This is a genomic window from Pseudomonas abietaniphila, assembly GCF_039697315.1.
Taxonomy (GTDB): Bacteria; Pseudomonadota; Gammaproteobacteria; order Pseudomonadales; family Pseudomonadaceae; genus Aquipseudomonas; species Aquipseudomonas abietaniphila_B.
Genome location: NZ_CP155619.1, coordinates 4615600 through 4634682 on the forward strand (window position 1 = coordinate 4615600; position 19083 = coordinate 4634682).

General features: G+C 59.9%; 14 protein-coding genes. 8 read left to right on the plus strand and 6 right to left on the minus strand.

All coding sequences use genetic code 11. The annotated features are described in order from the left end of the window. Window positions 1-45: 45 nt before the first annotated feature. Both ABDX87_RS20520 and ABDX87_RS20525 read right to left on the minus strand, forming a co-directional pair. On the minus strand, window positions 46-1224 hold the full coding sequence (locus tag ABDX87_RS20520; RefSeq protein WP_346829519.1) for a vWA domain-containing protein: 1179 nt from the start codon (window positions 1222-1224) through the stop codon (window positions 46-48). A 30-nt stretch (window positions 1225-1254) separates the two neighbouring features. Next, a complete protein-coding gene (locus tag ABDX87_RS20525) occupies window positions 1255-2100 on the minus strand; it encodes an AAA family ATPase (RefSeq protein ID WP_346829520.1) in 846 nt (281 codons plus the stop codon). A gap of 202 nt (window positions 2101-2302) precedes the next feature. Here ABDX87_RS20525 and ABDX87_RS20530 point away from each other — a divergent pair, with 202 nt between their 5' ends. Both ABDX87_RS20530 and ABDX87_RS20535 read left to right on the plus strand, forming a co-directional pair. Further along, a complete protein-coding gene (locus ABDX87_RS20530) occupies window positions 2303-2533 on the plus strand; it encodes a DUF4160 domain-containing protein (protein ID WP_346829521.1) in 231 nt (76 codons plus the stop codon). After that, the gene (locus ABDX87_RS20535) at window positions 2530-3042 is read left to right on the plus strand and encodes a DUF2442 domain-containing protein (RefSeq protein ID WP_346829522.1); all 513 of its coding nucleotides are present in this window, start codon (window positions 2530-2532) and stop codon (window positions 3040-3042) included. Before ABDX87_RS20530 ends, ABDX87_RS20535 begins: the two co-directional genes overlap by 4 nt. A gap of 107 nt (window positions 3043-3149) precedes the next feature. On the opposite strand, the gene ABDX87_RS20540 is transcribed toward ABDX87_RS20535, so the two are convergent. After that, on the minus strand, window positions 3150-4217 hold the full coding sequence (locus ABDX87_RS20540; RefSeq protein WP_346829523.1) for a DUF748 domain-containing protein: 1068 nt from the start codon (window positions 4215-4217) through the stop codon (window positions 3150-3152). 126 nt (window positions 4218-4343) lie between these two features. Between ABDX87_RS20540 and cysK the strand changes: the two genes are divergently transcribed. The 4 genes from cysK (at window position 4344) to aceK (ending at window position 9512) form a co-directional block, all read left to right on the plus strand. Continuing rightward, window positions 4344-5318, plus strand: a complete 975-nt coding sequence (gene cysK / locus ABDX87_RS20545) for a cysteine synthase A (RefSeq protein ID WP_346829524.1) — start codon at window positions 4344-4346, stop codon at window positions 5316-5318. A gap of 181 nt (window positions 5319-5499) precedes the next feature. Beyond that, window positions 5500-6438: an aspartyl/asparaginyl beta-hydroxylase domain-containing protein gene (locus ABDX87_RS20550; protein WP_346829525.1), complete on the plus strand. Its 939-nt coding sequence runs from the start codon at window positions 5500-5502 to the stop codon at window positions 6436-6438. Between the two features lie 373 nt (window positions 6439-6811). Further along, window positions 6812-7666, plus strand: coding sequence for a DMT family transporter (locus tag ABDX87_RS20555; protein WP_346829526.1), 855 nt, complete (start codon window positions 6812-6814; stop codon window positions 7664-7666). 121 nt (window positions 7667-7787) lie between these two features. After that, a complete protein-coding gene (gene aceK, locus ABDX87_RS20560; RefSeq protein ID WP_346829527.1) occupies window positions 7788-9512 on the plus strand; it encodes a bifunctional isocitrate dehydrogenase kinase/phosphatase in 1725 nt (574 codons plus the stop codon). Window positions 9513-9628: 116 nt separating this feature from the next. Here aceK and ABDX87_RS20565 read toward each other — a convergent pair whose 3' ends face one another. Further along, window positions 9629-13102 (minus strand): hybrid sensor histidine kinase/response regulator, encoded by a 3474-nt coding sequence (locus ABDX87_RS20565; RefSeq protein WP_346829528.1) that lies wholly within the window; start codon window positions 13100-13102, stop codon window positions 9629-9631. A 393-nt stretch (window positions 13103-13495) separates the two neighbouring features. Here ABDX87_RS20565 and ABDX87_RS20570 point away from each other — a divergent pair, with 393 nt between their 5' ends. Together ABDX87_RS20570 and ABDX87_RS20575 are read left to right on the plus strand one after the other, a co-directional pair. Then, window positions 13496-14641 (plus strand): TDT family transporter, encoded by a 1146-nt coding sequence (locus ABDX87_RS20570; RefSeq protein WP_346829529.1) that lies wholly within the window; start codon window positions 13496-13498, stop codon window positions 14639-14641. 224 nt (window positions 14642-14865) lie between these two features. Further along, window positions 14866-16740 carry an MFS transporter gene (locus ABDX87_RS20575; protein WP_346829530.1) on the plus strand — a complete coding sequence of 625 codons (1875 nt, stop codon included), beginning with the start codon at window positions 14866-14868 and terminating at the stop codon, window positions 16738-16740. Window positions 16741-16920: 180 nt separating this feature from the next. Here the strand turns inward: ABDX87_RS20575 and ABDX87_RS20580 are convergent, their stop codons facing one another. Then, window positions 16921-17883, minus strand: coding sequence for a bile acid:sodium symporter family protein (locus ABDX87_RS20580; RefSeq protein WP_346829531.1), 963 nt, complete (start codon window positions 17881-17883; stop codon window positions 16921-16923). A 142-nt stretch (window positions 17884-18025) separates the two neighbouring features. Next, window positions 18026-18946, minus strand: coding sequence for a recombination-associated protein RdgC (rdgC, locus tag ABDX87_RS20585; RefSeq protein WP_074752608.1), 921 nt, complete (start codon window positions 18944-18946; stop codon window positions 18026-18028). Window positions 18947-19083: the final 137 nt, after the last annotated feature.

Below are 19083 nucleotides of genomic sequence, written 5' to 3' on the forward strand. Positions count from 1 at the left end.
TGATACAACCCATTCGCGGGCAAGCGCGCTCCTACAGTCTCAGCATTACTTCGCCAGATACCGCATCCCTTCCTCCAACCCGCGCAAGGTCAGCGGGTACATCTGATCCTCGATCAAATCCCGTACGATGTTGGTCGAGGTGGTGTAGGCCCAGGCGTCTTTGGGGTAGGGGTTGATCCAGATGATCTTCTTGAACTTGGCCATGAAGCGGTGCATCCACACGTAGCCCGCTTCTTCGTTCCAGTGTTCGACGCTGCCGCCTGGCTGGGTGATTTCGTAGGGCGCCATGGCGGCGTCGCCGATGAAGATCACTTTGTAGTCGGCGCCGTATTTGTGGAGCAAATCCTGGGTCGAAGTGCGTTCCGAGGTGCGGCGCAAATTGTTCTTCCACACGGATTCGTAGATGAAGTTGTGGAAGTAGAAATATTCCATGTGCTTGAACTCGGTCTTGCAGGCCGAGAACAGTTCTTCGCAGATTTTCACGTGGGCGTCCATCGAGCCGCCGATGTCGAACAACAGCAACAGCTTGATGGTGTTTCGGCGTTCCGGGCGCATCTGGATATTCAGCAAACCGGCATCGCGGGCGGTGTGGTCGATGGTGCCGTCGATGTCCAGTTCGTCCGCCGCACCCTGACGCGCAAACTTGCGCAAGCGGCGCAGGGCCACCTTGATGTTGCGGGTGCCCAGTTCGACCTGGTCGTCGAGGTTCTTGTACTCGCGCTGATCCCAGACTTTCGCCGCCTTGCCCTGACGCTTGCCCGCATCGCCGACCCGAATGCCCTCCGGGTTATAACCGCCCGAACCAAACGGGCTGGTGCCGCCGGTGCCGATCCACTTGTTGCCGCCCGCGTGGCGTTCCTTCTGTTCTTCGAGGCGTTTCTTGAACTCTTCGATGAGTTTGTCCAGCCCGCCGAGGGATTGGATCTGCGCGCGCTCTTCATCCGTCAGCGAACGCTCGAACTCCTTGCGCAACCAGTCCTCGGGAATCAGCGCCTGTAAATGGTCGTCGAGCTTTTCGAGGCCATTGAAATAGGCGCCGAAGGCCCGGTCGAACTTGTCGAAATGGCGCTCGTCCTTGACCAGAATCGCCCGCGACAAGTAGTAGAACTCGTCCATGTCGGCGAAGACCACCCGCTGTTTCAGGGCGTTGATCAGGTCCAGCAGCTCACGCACTGAGACCGGCACCTTGGCGGCGCGCATTTCGTTGAAGAGGTTGAGCAGCATGTTGGTTGTCCCGCACTTATCCCGAAGAGCTTAGCGATTGCCACGACGGCTCATGAATGCGAGACGCTCAAGCAATTGCACGTCTTGCTCGTTCTTCACCAGCGCGCCCGCCAGCGGCGGAATGGCCTTGGTCGGATCGCGCTCGCGCAGCACCGCTTCGCCGATGTTGTCGGCCATCAGCAGTTTCAGCCAGTCCACCAGTTCTGAAGTCGAAGGCTTCTTCTTGAGGCCCGGGACCTTGCGCACGTCGAAGAACACATCGAGCGCTTCGCTGACCAGGTCTTTTTTGATGTCGGGGTAGTGCACATCGACGATCCGCTGCAGGGTGGTGCGGTCAGGGAAGGCGATGTAATGGAAGAAACAGCGGCGCAGGAACGCATCCGGCAGCTCTTTTTCGTTGTTCGAGGTAATGATGATGATCGGGCGCTTTTTCGCCTTGATCGTTTCGTCGATCTCGTAAACGTAGAACTCCATCTTGTCGAGTTCTTGCAGCAGGTCGTTGGGGAATTCGATGTCGGCCTTGTCGATCTCGTCGATCAGCAGAATCACGCGTTCTTCCGACTCGAACGCTTCCCAGAGCTTGCCCTTCTTCAGGTAATTACGCACCTCGTGGACTTTGTCGACGCCCAGCTGAGAGTCGCGCAGACGACTGACCGCATCGTACTCATACAGGCCCTGATGGGCCTTGGTGGTCGATTTGATGTGCCAGGTGATCAGCTTGGCGCCGAAGGATTCGGCCAGTTGCTCGGCGAGCATGGTCTTGCCCGTGCCCGGCTCGCCTTTGACCAGCAGCGGACGCTCCAGGGTGATGGCAGCGTTGACCGCCAGCTTCAGGTCGTCGGTAGCGACGTAGGCAGAAGTGCCTTCGAACTTCATCGGAAAATCCTCGAACATGGCGCCTGAGCAACAACTCAGACCGCCTCAATCAGAAAGAGAGCATGGCGCGACTATAACGCGCGGCCCGCACAACTGTGAACGCAGACGCTTTATTCAGTAGCTGAATGGCGGGTCGTGTTTTGACTCGAACAAATGTGTAACGCGTGTTGAGGTATCGCCAAATTGGCTATACATTGCCGTGATGTCTACCAAACATAGATTCAGGGACAAATACAGGATTCAGCTGCGGGAAAAGGATCACCTGCCGCCCCACGTGCATCTCACCGGGGGCGGTTTGGATGTGTTGATCGGCCTGCAACCGGTTGAACCCATGCTCGGTCATGCACCGGCCGCTGTGCTCAAGGAGGCGCTTGAATGGGTACAGGCCCACCAGACAGAACTGTTGGAGGAATGGACAAGATGGCATCCATGAAGCGACCACGTCTCAAATCGGTCCAGGCGCTGAAGGGGCGCAAGCTGGACCTGACGTTCATCAACGATCAAAAGTTCGTGCTCGACATGAACGCGGACATCCAGAATTTTCCCGGTCTTCGACCACTCCGGATCGAAGATGCCTTCATGCAGGCAGAAATCGGGGACGATGGCTGGACTGTGGAGTGGGTGGATCTGGACATTCAGATCGGTGCGGACACGTTGTATCTCGATGCTCAGGCCCAGGCTGCCAAGGACGAGAACACCCGCATATTCATCGGTTGGCGAGCACGAACGGGGTTGCCCCTGGCGCTGGCTGCCGAAGCCTTGGGCGTCAGCACGCGAAGCATTACGCGCTACAGCAATGGGCGTGAGGCAACACCCCGAACCCTGGCACTCGCGTGTATCGGCTGGGAAGCATTACAGGGAAGAGAGTTGAGTGGACGGTTGCTCGCCGAAGACCGAGCGTCTTACGGTATTGAGCATGGACAGGATGAAGAGCAGGGCTAAGTGGTGGGTCAGCGCTTGCTCACGAAGGCTGGCTTTCATCCACTAGAGAGGCAGCGGCGCTTCCTGAGTCTTCGTAAGCAAGCGCACGTCAACAGGAGGAGGTGCAATCATCCCGCCTCTTTCTTCCCGCTGTCGTACCGCGTATTGAACGCCTTCACGAAAGCATTGCGCAGAATCTGCAAAAACGCCTGAAACGCGCTGACGTTCTGGTTATGCACGCTGCCACTGAGTTCGACGCGGGTGGCGAACTGGTTTTCGCGCTGGTTCTTGAGCACGGTTTCGCTGCCGCCCACCATGGCTTCCCAGATGGAGCGGAAGAAACCCTTGTTGCGGTTTTCAACGTCTTGCTGCCAGTTGAAAATGTCCACATCGCGCAGCAGCGGTTTGATGTAGCCGCTGAGCTGGCCTTTCCTGGCCTGTGCTTCGATGACGATGTCGCCGTTGCCCGCATTGAAGTCGAACTTGCCATAAGCGGAGGCGAAGTCGTTCATCTGTTTGAGTTGCACGCCGGTAGCTCGCAGTTTGAAATCGAAATCTTCGAAGTTGCTTAACGGGTCAAACGTGGCACTGCTTTCCAGCGGAGCATTTCCCAGCAGTAACGCCTTGCCCTCGAAACGGGCGTCGCGCTGGCCTGCGATGTTGGTCAAGTTGTAGATGCTGGCGTTGACCTTGTCGGCTTCGATTTTCACCTTGGGCGTGGAATTGAAGTTGTTGAAGATGATCTTCCCATCCTGGATGCGTAACTCGTTTAGGGTGATTGGCAGCAGTTTGTTCAGTTCAACACGCCAGTCGGTGCCTGCACCGGTCTGTGATTGTCGTTTGTCGGGGCCGCCGTCGACGAAGTTAAGCTCGGGGCTGACGAACGCAACCTCTGCGACCACCGCGTGGTCGTACCAGAGTGAGTGCCAACTGACCGCCAGATCGATCACCGGGACTTTGAGCAGCGGAACGGGGACCTTGCCGTCGACCTTGACGATGTTCAGGCCGTTGATCTTGTAGGCGCCACGCCACAGGGCCAGGTCGACGTCGGTGACCTGGCCCCGGTAATCGCCCATGTCGGCGAGCTTGTTGTTCAGATAATTGCGCACCACATAAGGCAGCGCGATGTGAATGGCAATCAGCAAGACGATGAGGCCCACGACTGTCCACAGCGGCCAGCTATAGCGACGTTTCATGGCAACGCTCTCCGGTATCCTAGATTTGTTGACTGTTGGCGTTGTCATCCGTTCGCTACGACTGGACGCCATATGTGCCCAGGGCATAGGCTTTGGGCTTTTCCCAACCTGCACAAGGACCCGGTCATGAGCCGTATTTACGCAGACAACGCCCACTCCATCGGCAATACGCCCCTGGTGCAGATCAACCGCATTGCGCCGCGCGGGGTCACCATTCTGGCCAAGATCGAAGGGCGTAATCCGGGGTATTCGGTCAAGTGCCGTATCGGCGCGAACATGATCTGGGACGCGGAAAGCCGCGGCAAGCTCAAGCCGGGCATGACCATCGTCGAGCCAACGTCCGGCAACACCGGTATCGGCCTGGCGTTTGTTGCGGCCGCGCGCGGCTACAAGCTGATGCTGACCATGCCGGCGTCCATGAGCATCGAGCGGCGCAAGGTGCTCAAGGCGCTGGGTGCCGAACTGGTGCTGACCGAACCCGCCAAAGGCATGAAAGGCGCCATCGCCAAGGCTGAAGAACTGGTGGCGAGCGATCCAGGCCAATACTTCATGCCCGCGCAGTTCGAGAACCCCGCCAACCCGGCGATCCATGAAAAGACCACCGGCCCTGAAATCTGGAACGACACCGATGGCGCCATCGACGTGCTGGTTGCAGGCGTCGGCACAGGCGGCACCATCACCGGCGTTTCGCGTTACATCAAGCACACCAAGGGCAAACCGATCATTTCGGTGGCGGTTGAGCCGATGATTTCACCGATCATCACGCAAGCCATGGCCGGTCAGGAAATCACCCCCAGCCCGCACAAGATTCAGGGCATCGGTGCGGGTTTCATTCCGAAGAACCTCGACCTGTCCATCGTCGACCGAGTGGAGCTGGTCAGCGACGAAGAAGCCAAGGCCATGGCGCTGCGGTTGATGCAGGAGGAGGGCATTCTCTGCGGTATCTCCTGCGGCGCGGCGATGCACGCCGCCGTTCGCCTGGCCGAGAAGCCGGAAATGCAGGGCAAGACGATCGTTGTGGTGCTGCCGGATTCGGGTGAGCGTTACTTGTCCAGCATGCTCTTCAGTGACCTGTTCACTGAACAGGAGCTGACCCAATAGTCGCATCGCGGGCCGCTTCGGCTTTTTACCGGGCCGACTAAGGCTTATGATGGCCGCCATCCAGACCCGCCGGAAGCTTGTCACAGATCATCCGGCGGTACGCTGCAGTGATTCAGACTTATAAGGTCGGCGACAGCACCGTATCAACACTTGGCGATTTGCCTGCTCCAAGGAGAGTTTCATGACCCTTTCTTTTGCTGCCAAAGCGGCGATTCTGCTGCTGTTTCTCGGCAGCACGCTGTACGTGCACTTGCGCGGCAAGGCGCGTTTGCCTGTGCTGCGGCAGTTCGTGAACCACTCCGCGCTGTTCGCGCCGTACAACGCCTTGATGTATATGTTCTCCAGCGTGCCGTCCAAACCTTACCTGGACCGCAGCAAGTTTCCCGAGCTCGACGTGCTGCGCGACAACTGGGAAACCATCCGCGACGAAGCGATGCACCTGTTTGACGAGGGTTATATTCGTGCCGCCGCCAAGGACAACGACGCCGGTTTTGGCTCCTTCTTCAAGAAAGGCTGGAAGCGCTTTTACCTGAAGTGGTACGACAAACCCCTGCCGTCCGCCGAGGCTCTGTGCCCGAAAACGGTAGAGCTGGTCAGCCGCATTCCCAACGTCAAAGGCGCGATGTTCGCGTTGTTGCCGGGCGGCAGTCATCTGAACCCGCACCGTGACCCGTTCGCCGGTTCCCTGCGTTATCACCTTGGGCTCTCGACGCCGAACTCTGACGATTGCCGTATCTTCGTCGATGGCAAGGTCTACGCCTGGCGCGATGGCGAGGATGTGATGTTCGACGAGACCTACGTCCACTGGGTCAAGAACGAAACCGACGTCACCCGGGTGATTCTGTTCTGCGACATCGAACGTCCGCTGAGCAACCGCTTCATGACCTCGATCAACCGCAGCGTCAGTGCGTTTCTCGGTCGGGCCACGGCGCCGCAGAATACCGATGACGAGCGCGTCGGCGGGATCAACCAGGCCTATGCCTTCAGCAAGCGCTTCAGCAATGCGTTCAGCGGCAAGGTGAAACAGTTCAAGCGCGCCAATCCCAAGGCCTACCGCATCCTGCGTCCTGTGCTGGCGGTGATCGTGCTGACCCTGCTGGGTTACTGGTTGTTTGGCTGATAACTAAACGTTGCATCCTGCACCGCGCGCTGGTTATATTCGGCGCCGGTGTTTTGAAACCTCTCGAAGCACTCAACCCTATTCCGAAGAAGATCAGCGCCATGCCTGCTTCCCACCTTCAGTTCGTGTTCGACATCGCAGCCTCGTCTGCTGTTGATCCGTGCGGGTGCATGCAGATCGCCTTCATCACGCGTTACCCCCCACCTTCTCCTGTGAGCAGCCCGGTCGTGTGCGTCGTCGCACCACCAGGCGTCGTTGTGCTCGGCTGATCGACCCCTCTACGGCTGTCGATCCACGCCTGCAAACGCCAACAAAACATCCGTGAATCCGGTTTTGCGCCGGGTCCGATTTTGTCTGAATCACAGGTGACACCATGTTTGCGAATAAAGCCCTGGCCTCAATGGCCACGACCACACTGTTTGTCCTGCTCTGGAGTAGCGGGGCAATCGTTTCCAAGTGGGGTCTGGCGCACGCATCACCCTTTGCGTTTCTGTTCTTCCGTTTCGTGCTGGCGCTGATTGCCTTGGCGATCCTGATCCCGACCCTGGGCTACAAGCTCCCCGGCACGCCTCAGTCGATGCTCTACGCGATAGCAACGGGTGCCGTGTTATTGGGCGCCTACCAGATCTGCTACCTGCTGGCGCTGGACATGAAAGTCGCGCCAGGCGTCATGGCAACGATCATGGGGGTTCAACCGATCCTCACCGCCGTACTCGTCGAACGTAGCCGCTCTGGCTCGAGGATGTTTGGTCTTTGCCTGGGGCTGGCGGGCCTGGTGCTGGTGGTCTATCAGGGCATTGGCGACGGTGGGTCGCTCGCCGGCATGGCGTTCGGGGTGTTGGGCATGCTGAGCATGACCGGTGGCTCGATCATGCAGAAACGCATTACCGACAACCCGCTGGGCACGCTGCCGGTTCAGTACTTTGCCGGTGCCATCGTGTGCGCGGTGTTCGTGCCGTTTCAGCCGTTCCATTTCGAGCACAGCATCGGCTTCTACGTGCCGGTGTTGTACATGGGGCTGGTGGTGTCGGTGCTGGCGACCTTCCTGCTGTATCGGCTGATCGCCCAGGGCAATCTGGTGAACGTGACCAGCCTGTTCTACCTGGTGCCCGCGGTGACCGCGATCATGGACTACCTGATTTTCGGCAATCGCCTGGCAGGGCTGAGCATGCTGGGAATGGTGCTGATTGTGGTGGGGTTGGTGTTTGTGTTCAGGCAGGTGAAATAGCCCGACGCGATCCCCAGTAGGAGGGGACTTGAAACGGTCTGACGGTTGCCAATGAAAGTGCTTCGGTGGCAGAGCCAATCCACTGCTAAGCTCGGCGCTGGAACGATCACGAGATATTTCAATGTCCTCGCCCTGGCCTGCCGGCGACATCGCCCGCCTGATCCTTGAAGGTTTTGACGATTACCGCGATCACTTCCGCCGCATCGCCGATGGCGCTCAAAGCCGCTTTGAGCAAGCGCTGTGGCAGGAAGCTCAGGCCGCGTCGGCGGCACGAATCAGCCTGTATGAGGAGAAGGTCGGGGAGGTCACCGCTCGGTTGACCGAGGTGTTCGCCCGCGACCTTTTGCTGGACGCTGCGCGCTGGCCACAGGTCAAGCGCGCGTACATGGAGCGCATCGAGCCGCGCCTGGACGATGAGCTCGCGGAGACCTGGTACAACTCGATCTTCTGCAGCCTCTTCAGTCATGACCTGATCAGCGACGACTGCATGTTCATCCACACCACCCGGCCTGCGTCACGCCATCATGAACACGCGCTGCAAACACGCACGTACCTGCCAAACGGCGATCTGTCAGCCATGCTGGCTGAGGTGTTCAGCGACTACCGCTTCACCGTCGCCTACGCCGACCTGGCTGGGGATCTGCAACGCCTGGAAACCCTGCTGCGTGAAACGCTTCCCGACTGGGTCTGCAAGGATCCGGCCCTGACGCTGGAGCTGTTTTCCTCTGTCCTGTATCGCAACAAAGGCGCCTACCTGGTCGGCCGTATTTACACCCTCGACGAACAATGGCCACTGGTGATCGCGCTGTTGCACCGTGAAGGGCAGGGCGTGCAGATCGATACGTTGATCACCGACGAGGCCGAGGTGTCGATCATCTTCTCCTTCACCCGTTCGTATTTCATGGTCGATGTACCGGTGCCTGCCGAGTTCGTCGGTTTTCTGAAAGGCATTCTGCCGGGCAAGCACATTGCCGAACTGTACACCTCGATCGGTTTCTACAAGCACGGCAAATCCGAGTTTTATCGCGCGCTGATCAAGCACCTGGCCGACACCGATGACCGTTTCATCATGGCGCCGGGCGTGCGGGGCATGGTCATGAGCGTGTTCACACTGCCGGGCTTCAACACCGTATTCAAAGTCATCAAGGACCGTTTTTCGCCGTCCAAGAACGTCGACCGCGCCACGGTGATCGAGAAATACCGGCTGGTGAAAAGCGTGGACCGGGTCGGGCGCATGGCCGACACCCAGGAATTCGCAGACTTCCGCTTTCCGGTCGCCCGGTTCGATCCGGAGTGCCTGGCGGAATTGTTGGATGTCGCTCCGTCGACGGTCGTGCTGGAAGGCGACATGGTCCTGATTCGTCACTGCTGGACCGAGCGCCGTATGACGCCTCTCAATCTCTATCTGGAAAACGCCAGCGAGGCGCAGGTGCTCCAAGCGCTGGATGATTACGGGTTGGCGATCAAACAGCTGGCGGCGGCCAATATCTTTCCCGGCGACATGCTGCTGAAAAACTTCGGCGTCACACGGCATGGGCGGGTGGTGTTCTACGACTATGACGAGATCTGTTATCTGACGGAGGCCAACTTCCGGCGGATCCCTGAACCGCGCACACCGGAGGACGAGATGGCGTCCGAACCCTGGTACTCGATTGGTCCGCTGGACGTGTTTCCCGAAGAGTTTCCGCCATTTCTGTTTGCCGATCCGGGCCAGCGCCGACTGTTCAACAGCCTGCATGGCGAGCTGTACGACGCCGATTACTGGAAGGGCGTGCAGGCAGCGATTCGGGCGGGGACGGTGATTGATGTGTTTCCGTATCGCAGGAAGCCGACCCCACCTCTGTAGGAGCGCGCTTGCCCGCGAACCCGTGCTTCCAGACACCGCGAGGGTGAGCTGAAGAACTGTTCGCGGGCAAGCGCGCTCCTACACGGGGTCGGCAATCAATCAGCGCGATCTTGACTTCACGTCAGGCTCACATGCCGACTCAACAACGCCCGCAACGCAGCAGGTTTGACCGGTTTGGCAAGGTACTCCAGCCCTGCCGCATGCACCTGTGCCACCAGCTCGGGCCGGCCATCGGCACTGATCAGCACGCCCGGCACCGGCTCGCCCAATTGTGTGCGCAGCCATGCCATCAGTTCGGTGCCGGTTTCGCCGTGGTCCAGGTGGTAGTCGACCAGTGCCAGATGCGGACGGATGCCGTCGTCGAGCAGGGCCTGACACTCCTCACGGTTGCGCGCGGTCCACACCTGACAGCCCCAGCGACTCAACAAGCTGTTCATGCCGATCAGGATGCTGTCTTCGTTATCGATGCACAGCACCTGCGTGCCGTTGAGTGCGGTTTTTTTAGGCTCGGCGGTCGTGGCTGGCGGCAACGATTGCGAACGCGCCAGAGGCACCGTCACGCTGAAGACGCTGCCTTTGCCCGGCCATGAGCGCACCTCCAGCGTATGGCCCAGCACACGACACAGGCCGTCAGCGATCGCCAGCCCCAGGCCAAGCCCTTTTTCGGCGCGGGTTTGATGGCTGTCCAGGCGTTTGAATTCCTCGAAGATCACCTGACGTTTGTCTTCGGGGATCCCCGGTCCACGGTCCCAGACCTCCAGGCTCAGATGGTCGCCTTTGCGTCGCACGCCCAGCAGGATCGGTCCCTTGGCGTAACGGAAGGCATTGGTCAGGAAGTTCTGCAGTACCCGGCGCAACAGCTTCACGTCGCTGGCAATCCGAAGCTGACGGCCGCGCACGCGGAAGCTCAGACCTTGCTCCTGCGCCAGCGCCTTGAACTCCGCGCCCAACGTGTCGAACAGATTATTGAGCGGGAACGGCGCGACGGTCGGAGTGAACTTGCCGTTTTCCAGGCGGGAAATGTCCAGCAGGTCGCTGATCAGGTCCTCGGCCGAACGCAGGGAACTGTCCAGATGATGGATCAGCTTCCTGGCTTCATCGGGCACGTTGTCGTCGGTGTGCAACAAGGCGGCGGAGAACAGTCGCGCGGCGTTCATGGGCTGCATCAGGTCATGACTGACCGCTGCCAGAAAACGCGTTTTTGACTGGTTGGCGGCTTCGGCGTGGGCCTTGGCCTCAGTGAGCGCCAGGTTCAGTTGCGACAGTTCCCGGGTGCGTTCGGCCACCCGCTGTTCCAGGCTTTCGTTGACGCCTTTAAGCGCGTGCTCGGCTTCGCGGAAGGCGGTGATGTCGGTGAAACTCATGACGAAACCGCCGCCGGGCATCGGGTTGCCGATCAGCTCGATCACTCGGCCGTTGGGAAACAGCCGCTCGGAAGTATGCGCGCGACCCTGGCGCATCCAGTGCAGGCGTCGCGCGACATGCACCTCGGCTTCGCCGGGTCCGAGCAAGCCGCGTTCGGCGTTGTAGCGAATGATGTCCGCGATGGGCCTGCCGACGCTGATCAGCCCGTCCGGGTAGTTGAACAGCTCCAGATAGCGGTCGTTCCAGGCCACCAGCTTAAGCGACTGGTCCACCACGCTGATGCCCTGCGTGATGTTCTCGATGGCGCCTTGCAACAAGGCCCGGTTGAACTGCAGGACCTCGGAGGCTTCGTCGGCGATGCGCACCACGTCTTCAAGCTGCATGTCCCGGCCTTCGATGGCGGCCTTCACCACCGCACGGGTGGACGAGGTGCCGAGGACACCGGCCAGCAGCCGCTCAGTGTGGGCAATCCATTCACCGTTGGCGTTCTGGTTCGGGTTAAAGCCTTTGCCTTGGCGATAGGCGAAGCGGATGAAGCTTTGCTGGGCGCGCTCTTCGCCGACGAAACGTGCGGAGAGCTCAAGCAAGTCCTCGATCTGTACCGCCAGCAGCGAACGATTGTTGGGCCGTGCCTGCAACTCCTGACCGATGAATCGGCCTGCCTGCCAGTGTTCCGACACGCGCGTGCGCGACAGCAGCGAAACCCAGGCGAACAGGATGAAATTGCCCGCCATCGACAGCACCACGCCTTGGGTCAGTGGGCTGATCGGCAAATTAAGCGGATTGCTGTGAAGCCAGGCCAGCAACGGGAAACTGCTCAGTGACCAGCCCATGCTGTGCGCGGTCAAGGGCAGCACGAGGGTGTAGAACCAGATGAAGACACCGGCCGCCAGGCCCGCGAACACGCCACGGCGGTTGGCCGGTTTCCAGTAAAGCGCGCCGATCATCGCGGGCGTCAGTTGAGTGATTGCGGCGAACGCGATCTGGCCGATGGTCGCCAGGCTGGCCGTCGAGCCCAGCAATCGGTAGCTCACGTACGCCAGCAGCAGAATCGCCACGATGCTGACCCGGCGCACCGAGAGCATCCAGTAACGGAACACCTCAAACGGACGCTCGGCGGTTTTACGGCGCAGTAGCCACGGCAGCAACATGTCGTTGGAGACCATGGTCGACAGGGCCACGCTGGCCACGATCACCATGCCGGTCGCGGCCGATGCACCGCCGATGAACGCCAGCATCGCCAAGGCTGGGTGCGCGTGGGCCAGGGGCACGCTGATCACGAAGGAGTCCGGGAGCACCGAGCTCGGCAGCAGCATTTGCCCGGCCAGCGCGATAGGCACCACGAACAGCGCGGCGAGCAACAGGTAGGCCGGAAACACCCACTTGGCCAGGCGTAAGTCCTGAGGTTCGATGTTCTCCACCACCGTCACGTGAAACTGGCGGGGCAGGCACACGATGGCCATCATCGCGACGCCGGTCTGCACAACCATCGAGGGCCAGTTGATCGTCTCTTTCCAGTATTCCTCGAGGCGCGGCGCGAGCATGGCCTGATTGAACAGATCGTCGACCCCGTCATACAGGCCGAAGGTCACGAAGACGCCGACCGCCATAAAGGCGAACAGCTTGACCAGCGCCTCGAACGCGATGGCCAGGACCATGCCGCGGTGGTGTTCGGTGGCGTCGAGGTTGCGTGTGCCGAAGACGATGGTGAAAAGCGCCAGCACCAGCGAAACGATCAGTGCGGTGTCCTGCGCGCGCGTACCTGCGGCGTCGGCGCCGGCACCGATGAGAATGTTCACGCCGAGCACGATGCCTTTGAGCTGCAAGGCGATGTAGGGCAGGACGCCTATCAGGCAGATCAGCGCGACGACGACCGCCAGCGACTGGGATTTGCCGTAGCGCGCGGCGATGAAGTCGGCGATGGAGGTGATGTTTTCCTGTTTGCTGATGAGCACCATTTTCTGCAGCACCCAGGGCGCCAGCACCATCATCACGATGGGCCCGAGGTAGATCGGCAGGAACGACCACAACTGCTCGGCCGCCTGACCGACCGCACCGAAGAACGTCCAACTGGTGCAGTAGACCGCCAGTGACAGGCTGTACACCCACGCGCGCAATCGAGGCGGCAGGGCGCCGCTGCGACGGTCGCCGTAAAAGGCGATGGCGAACATGATGGCCATATAGGCCAGGGCGACGGCAGCGATCAGTCCGCTGGACAGCGACATGGGAACTCCAGATTCAAACAGGTCACGATTCGACGGCGATCCTTCGCCGGTCAGACAGTCTCGCACGCCGCATCACGTTCGTCTGTCTCGACCAAGGTCTGAGCGGCGCGGTGTCGCAGGTGCGCGGTGGGGTGTAGGAGCGTGGCTTGTGCCTGGGCCGCATCCGGAAGATCGGCGACGTAGTCGCCGTTAAATCTGCAAACGCGCTGTGTCAGATGCAGTGCGGATGCAGGGTTCACTGCCGCTTCGCGGCAGATCGCGGGACAAGCCACGCTCCTACAATAATTCGTTTATATCGGTTAAATCTATGAGGGATAGAGAAATTACCCGCTTAATCGATATCGGGTCGCGCCGTAATATGAATACCACCTCACATGAGGACAGGAGCGACCCATGAATCACACCCTTCTAATCCCGCGCAGACCCTTCAGCCAACTGAGCCATCCGCGGGAAGTCATTCGTCAATTCACCCCCAACTGGTTCGCGGCAACCATGGGCACCGGCATTCTATCCGCCGTGCTCACGCAGCTGCCCGTTCACATTCCGGGCATGCTTCAGCTCGCAGAAGCGTTGTGGATGCTGAACATCGTCATGTTCCTCAGCTTCAGCGTTCTTTACGCCGCGCGCTGGGTGATGTTCTTTGATGAAGCGCGGCGGATTTTCGGGCATTCAACGGTTTCGATGTTCTTCGGCACCATCCCGATGGGCATGGCGACGATCATCAACGGGTTGCTCACGTTCGGTGTGCCGCGATGGGGGCAGGGCGTGTTGCCGCCGGCCGAAGCGCTGTGGTGGCTGGACGTGGCGATGTCGCTGGCGTGTGGCGTGGTGATCCCGTTCATGATGTTTACCCGTCAAGAACACCGCATCGATCAGATGACGGCGGTCTGGCTGCTGCCGGTGGTCGCGGCGGAAGTGGCGGCGGCCAGTGGAGGCCTGCTGGCCCCGCATCTGGCGGACAGCCACAGCCAGTTCAGCGTGCTGATCACCAGCTACGTGCTGTGGGCGATGTCGGTGCCGGTCGCATTCAGCATTCTCACCATCCTGTTATTGCGCATGGCGCTGCACAAACTGCCGCACGAAAACATGGCCGCCTCAAGCTGGCTGGCGCTGGGGCCGATCAGCACCGGGGCTTTTGGATTGATGGTGCTGGGGGCTGATTCGCCTGCGATCTTTGCCGCCCATGGTTTAGGGGGCGTAGGTGAGATTGCGTCGGGGCTGGGCCTGATCGCCGGGATAATCCTGTGGGGTGTCGGTGTGTGGTGGCTGCTGATGGCCGTGCTGATCACGGTTCGCTATTTGCGCACCGGCATCCCGTTCAACCTCGGCTGGTGGGGGTTCACGTTTCCACTGGGGGTGTTTGCCTTGACCACGCTGAAGCTGGGGGCTGTCTTGCAGCTGGGGTTCTTTTCGGTGCTGGGAAGCCTGCTGGTGGCAAGCCTGGCGATGCTATGGCTGGTGATCATGCGCCGCACTCTGGTGGGCGCCTATAAAGGAGAGCTCTTCGTTTCGCCGTGTATTGCCGGGTTTAAGAAGTGAACGGTTTTCCTACTCACGCGATATGAAACGGTGGGAGCGAATTCATTCGCGAAAAATGTTCCGGAGGATGGAGATGTATTGACGTACCTGCCCTTCGCGAATGAATTCGCTCCCACAGGGTGTGCGCCTATCGACAGAAATGCCGGTTACGTCTTCAATGTGGCTCGGACTGGAATCCCGTCTTCCAATCCAAAAGCCGACCCCGGCGTCATTCAGGATGAAGTTTGATGAGTCAGTCGCAATTCAATCTGTTGGGCAAACGGCGGTTCCTGCCGTTTTTCGTGACGCAGTCCCTCGGGGCGTTCAACGACAACATCTTCAAGCAATCGCTGATCCTCGCCATCCTCTACAAGCTGACCATCGACGGTGACCGCTCGATCTACGTCAACCTGTGCGCGCTGCTGTTCATTCTCCCGTTCTTCCTGTTCTCGGCGCTGGCCGGGCAGTTCGGCGAGAAGTACCCCAAGGACAAGCTGATCCGCATGATCAAAGTGCTGGAGATCGGCATCATGGTCGTCGGCGCCATCGGGTTTCTCTTCGATCACCTGTCCTTGATGCTCGCCGCGCTCTTCGCCATGGGCACGCACTCCGCGCTGTTCGGGCCGGTGAAGTATTCGATCCTGCCGCAGCACCTGCATGAAAACGAACTGGTGGGCGGCAATGGTCTGGTGGAGATGGGCACCTTTCTGGCGATCCTTGCCGGGACCATCGGCGCGGGGATCATGATGTCGGCCACTCATTACGCACCGATTGTTTCGACTGCGATGGTGCTGGTCGCCTGTCTGGGTTATCTCGCCAGCCGTGGCATCCCGCCCGCCGCTGCCGCGAGCCCGGACATGCGCCTGAACTGGAACATCTTCAGCGAGTCCTGGGCAACGCTGAAACTGGGCCTGGGCCAGACCAAAGCGGTCTCGCGCTCGATCGTGGGCAACTCCTGGTTCTGGTTCGTCGGCGCGATTTACCTGACGCAGATCCCGGCCTACGCGAAAGAATTCCTGTACGGCGATGAAACCGTCGTCACCCTGATCCTCACGGTATTTTCCATCGGTATCGCGGCCGGCTCCATGCTGTGCGAGCGACTGTCGGGGCGCAAAGTGGAGATCGGGCTCGTTCCGTTCGGGTCGATGGGCCTGACGGTATTCGGCCTGTTGTTGTGGTGGCATTCGGGCGAGTTTCCGCAAAACGTTCAAGCCAATAACTGGCTGGCGGTGCTGGGTTACGGGCAGGCGTGGTGGGTGCTGTTCGACATCCTCGGCATTGGCGTCTTCGGTGGGTTTTACATCGTGCCGCTGTACGCGCTGATCCAGTCGCGCACGTCCGAGAAGGAGCGCTCGCGGGTCATCGCCTCGAACAACATCCTCAACGCACTGTTCATGGTGGTGTCGGCGATTGTGTCGATCATCTTTCTGAGCGTGGTGAAACTCTCGATTCCACAGCTGTTCCTTGTGGTCTCGCTGATGAACATCGCGGTGAATACCTACATCTTCAAGATCGTCCCGGAATTCACCATGCGTTTCATGATCTGGCTGCTCAGCCACTCCATGTACCGCGTCGAGCATCGTGACCTGGAACAGATTCCTGAAGAAGGCGCTGCGTTGCTGGTCTGCAACCATGTGTCATTCGTGGATGCCTTGTTGATCGCCGGCTCCGTGCGCAGGCCGATCCGCTTCGTCATGTACTACAAGATCTTCAACCTGCCAGTGCTCAACTTCATCTTCCGCACCGCAGGCGCGATTCCCATCGCCGGACGCAGTGAGGACCTGTTGATCTATGACCAGGCGTTCAAGCGGATCGCCGACTACCTGAAAGACGGTGAGCTGGTGTGCATTTTCCCCGAAGGCAAACTGACCACCACCGGTGAGATCGACGAGTTCAAAGGCGGCATGACCCGCGTGCTGCAAGAGACCGACGTGCCGGTGATTCCGCTGGCGTTGCAGGGCTTGTGGGGCAGTTTCTTCAGCCGCGATCCCGAGAAGGGTGTGTTCCGCAGATTGTGGTCGCGGGTGACGTTGGTGGCAGGGCCGGCGTTGGCCAGTGAACAGTCCGAACCCGCCTTGGTGCGTGAGCGGGTGGCGGAGTTGAGAGGGGCGGTGCGTTAACCGAGGCCCCTCGGTGCAGGCATGACATGCAATGTCCTGTGGGAGCGAATTCATTCGCGAGACGTAGGTACATCCGACGCATCTTCGTCGGAGGGCCCACCGCATCGCGAATGAATTCGCTCCCACAGTGCTGTGGCGTTTCACATAAAGCGGTTGTTCTGACCCATTGCCAGCAACCCGTCAGCCCACCACCGGCCTGTCTTCCGTCACCCCTTCATCCGGCGCCATCTTCCTGAAGTACGTCGACAGCAACGCCCCCGAGATATTGTGCCACACGCTGAACAGCGCGCTGGGCACCGCCGCCAGTGGCGAGAAGTGGGCGCTGGCCAGGGCGGCGCCGAGGCCGGAGTTCTGCATGCCGACTTCCAGCGACAGCGACTTGCGCTGGGCCAATGGCAGTTTGAACACCTTCCCCGTGAAGTAGCCCAGCAGAAATCCAAAGCTGTTGTGCAGCATGACCACGGCCATGATCAGCAGGCCTGACTCGGCGATTTTTGCCTGACTGGCGGCCACGACGGCGCAGACGATCATCACGATGCTCACCACCGAAATCAGCGGCAGCACGTCGACCGCGAACTGCACGCGAGCGCCGAGCAGGCGTTGGGCGATGACGCCCAGCACGATCGGCAGCATCACCAGTTGCAGGATCGACCAGAACATCTCCATGAAGGACACCGGCAGCCATGCCGACGCCAGCAGCCAGATCAGGGCCGGGGTCAGCAGCGGGGCGAGGAGGGTGGTGACGGCTGCGATGGCGACCGACAGCGCCAGATCGCCTTTCGCCAGCCAGGTCATGACGTTGGACGATGTGCCGCTCGGGCAGCAGCCGACCAGAATCACGCCGACGGCGATTTCCGGCGGCAGGTGAAACGCCTGGCACAGCAACCAGGCCACGCCCGGCATGATCACGAAATGTGCGACCACACCCAGGGCCACGCGCCAGGGATGGCGCACGACCTCGGAAAAATCCTCAAGCTTGAGGGTCAGGCCCATGCCGAACATGACCAGCCCCAAGAGCGGCACGATCAATGTCTTCAGGCCGATGAACCAAGTGGGGAACAGGAACGCCAGCACGGCGAACAGCAGCACCCAGTACGCGAAGGTATTGCCGACAAAACGACTCAAAGCAGCCAGTGCACGCATGGCTTGCTCCTTTTTATGAGTTGGAACAAGGAACAAAATTGTGGGAGCCGGCTTGCTGGCGAAAGCGTTAGTTCAGACAACTCAATGTTGAATGACAGATCGTATTCGCCAGCACGCCGGCTCCCACAGTTTCGAGATGGGGTCAGATCCCCTGCGGAATCTCTTCACCGCCCAGTGCGTCGAACAACTGCGGCAGGAACTCGCCGAAGGTCAGCATCATCAGGGTGAAGCTGGCGTCCTGCTGGCCCAGTGCGTCGTCGCCGCCGTCCTGCTCCGCCTGATCCTGCAGCAGGTCTTCGAACTTCAGGCGTTTGACGCCCAGTTTGTCGTCGAGCACGAAGGACAATTTGTCCTGCCAGGCCAGTGACAGCTGAGTCACGACTTTACCGGTACTCAGGTGCAGCTGGATTTCGTCGCTGGTCAGGTCCTGACGCTTGCACTTCACGATGCCGCCGTCCTCGTGGGTGTCGCGCAGTTCGCATTCGTCGAGGACGAAGAAGCTCTCGGCGGTCTGCCCTGTCTTGACCCATTCGGTCATCACGGCGGTCGGTGCGGTTTTTACGGTCACGGGACGGACCGGCAGCGAGCCGACCACTTCACGCAGAGTCGACAGCAGGTCTTCAGCGCGTTTCGGGCTGGACGCGTTGACCAGAATGACGCCTTGCTTCGGGGCGATGGCCGCAAACGTCATGGAGCGGCGGATAAAGGCGCGCGGCAGGAAGGCCTGAATGATTTCATCCTTGAGCTGGTCGCGTTCCTTCTTATAGACCTTGCGCATCTGCTCGGTCTCGATCTCTTCGACTTTCTCTTTCAATGCGTCGTTGACCACGCTGCCCGGCAGGATGCGTTCTTCCTTGCGCGCCGACACCAGCATGAAGTCGCCACTGACATGCACCAGCGGTGCGTCTTCACCTTTGCCGAACGGGGCGATGAAACCGTAAGTGGTCAACTCCTGGCTGGCACAAGCGCGTGCAGGCTTGGTCGCCAATGCGGTTTCCAGCGCCTCGGCATCAAATGGCAGGTCCTGGGTCAGGCGATAGACAAGCAGGTTTTTGAACCACATGGGGTACGTCTCTCCTTTATACAAAGGGGGGCATTATTCGCTGCCGCGACCCTGCGGCCAACCCTGACGTAAGCCTTTGGCGGGAATATAAAAATTATTTAAAAAAGTGCTTGCCAGAGGTGGGATCGCTCCGTAGA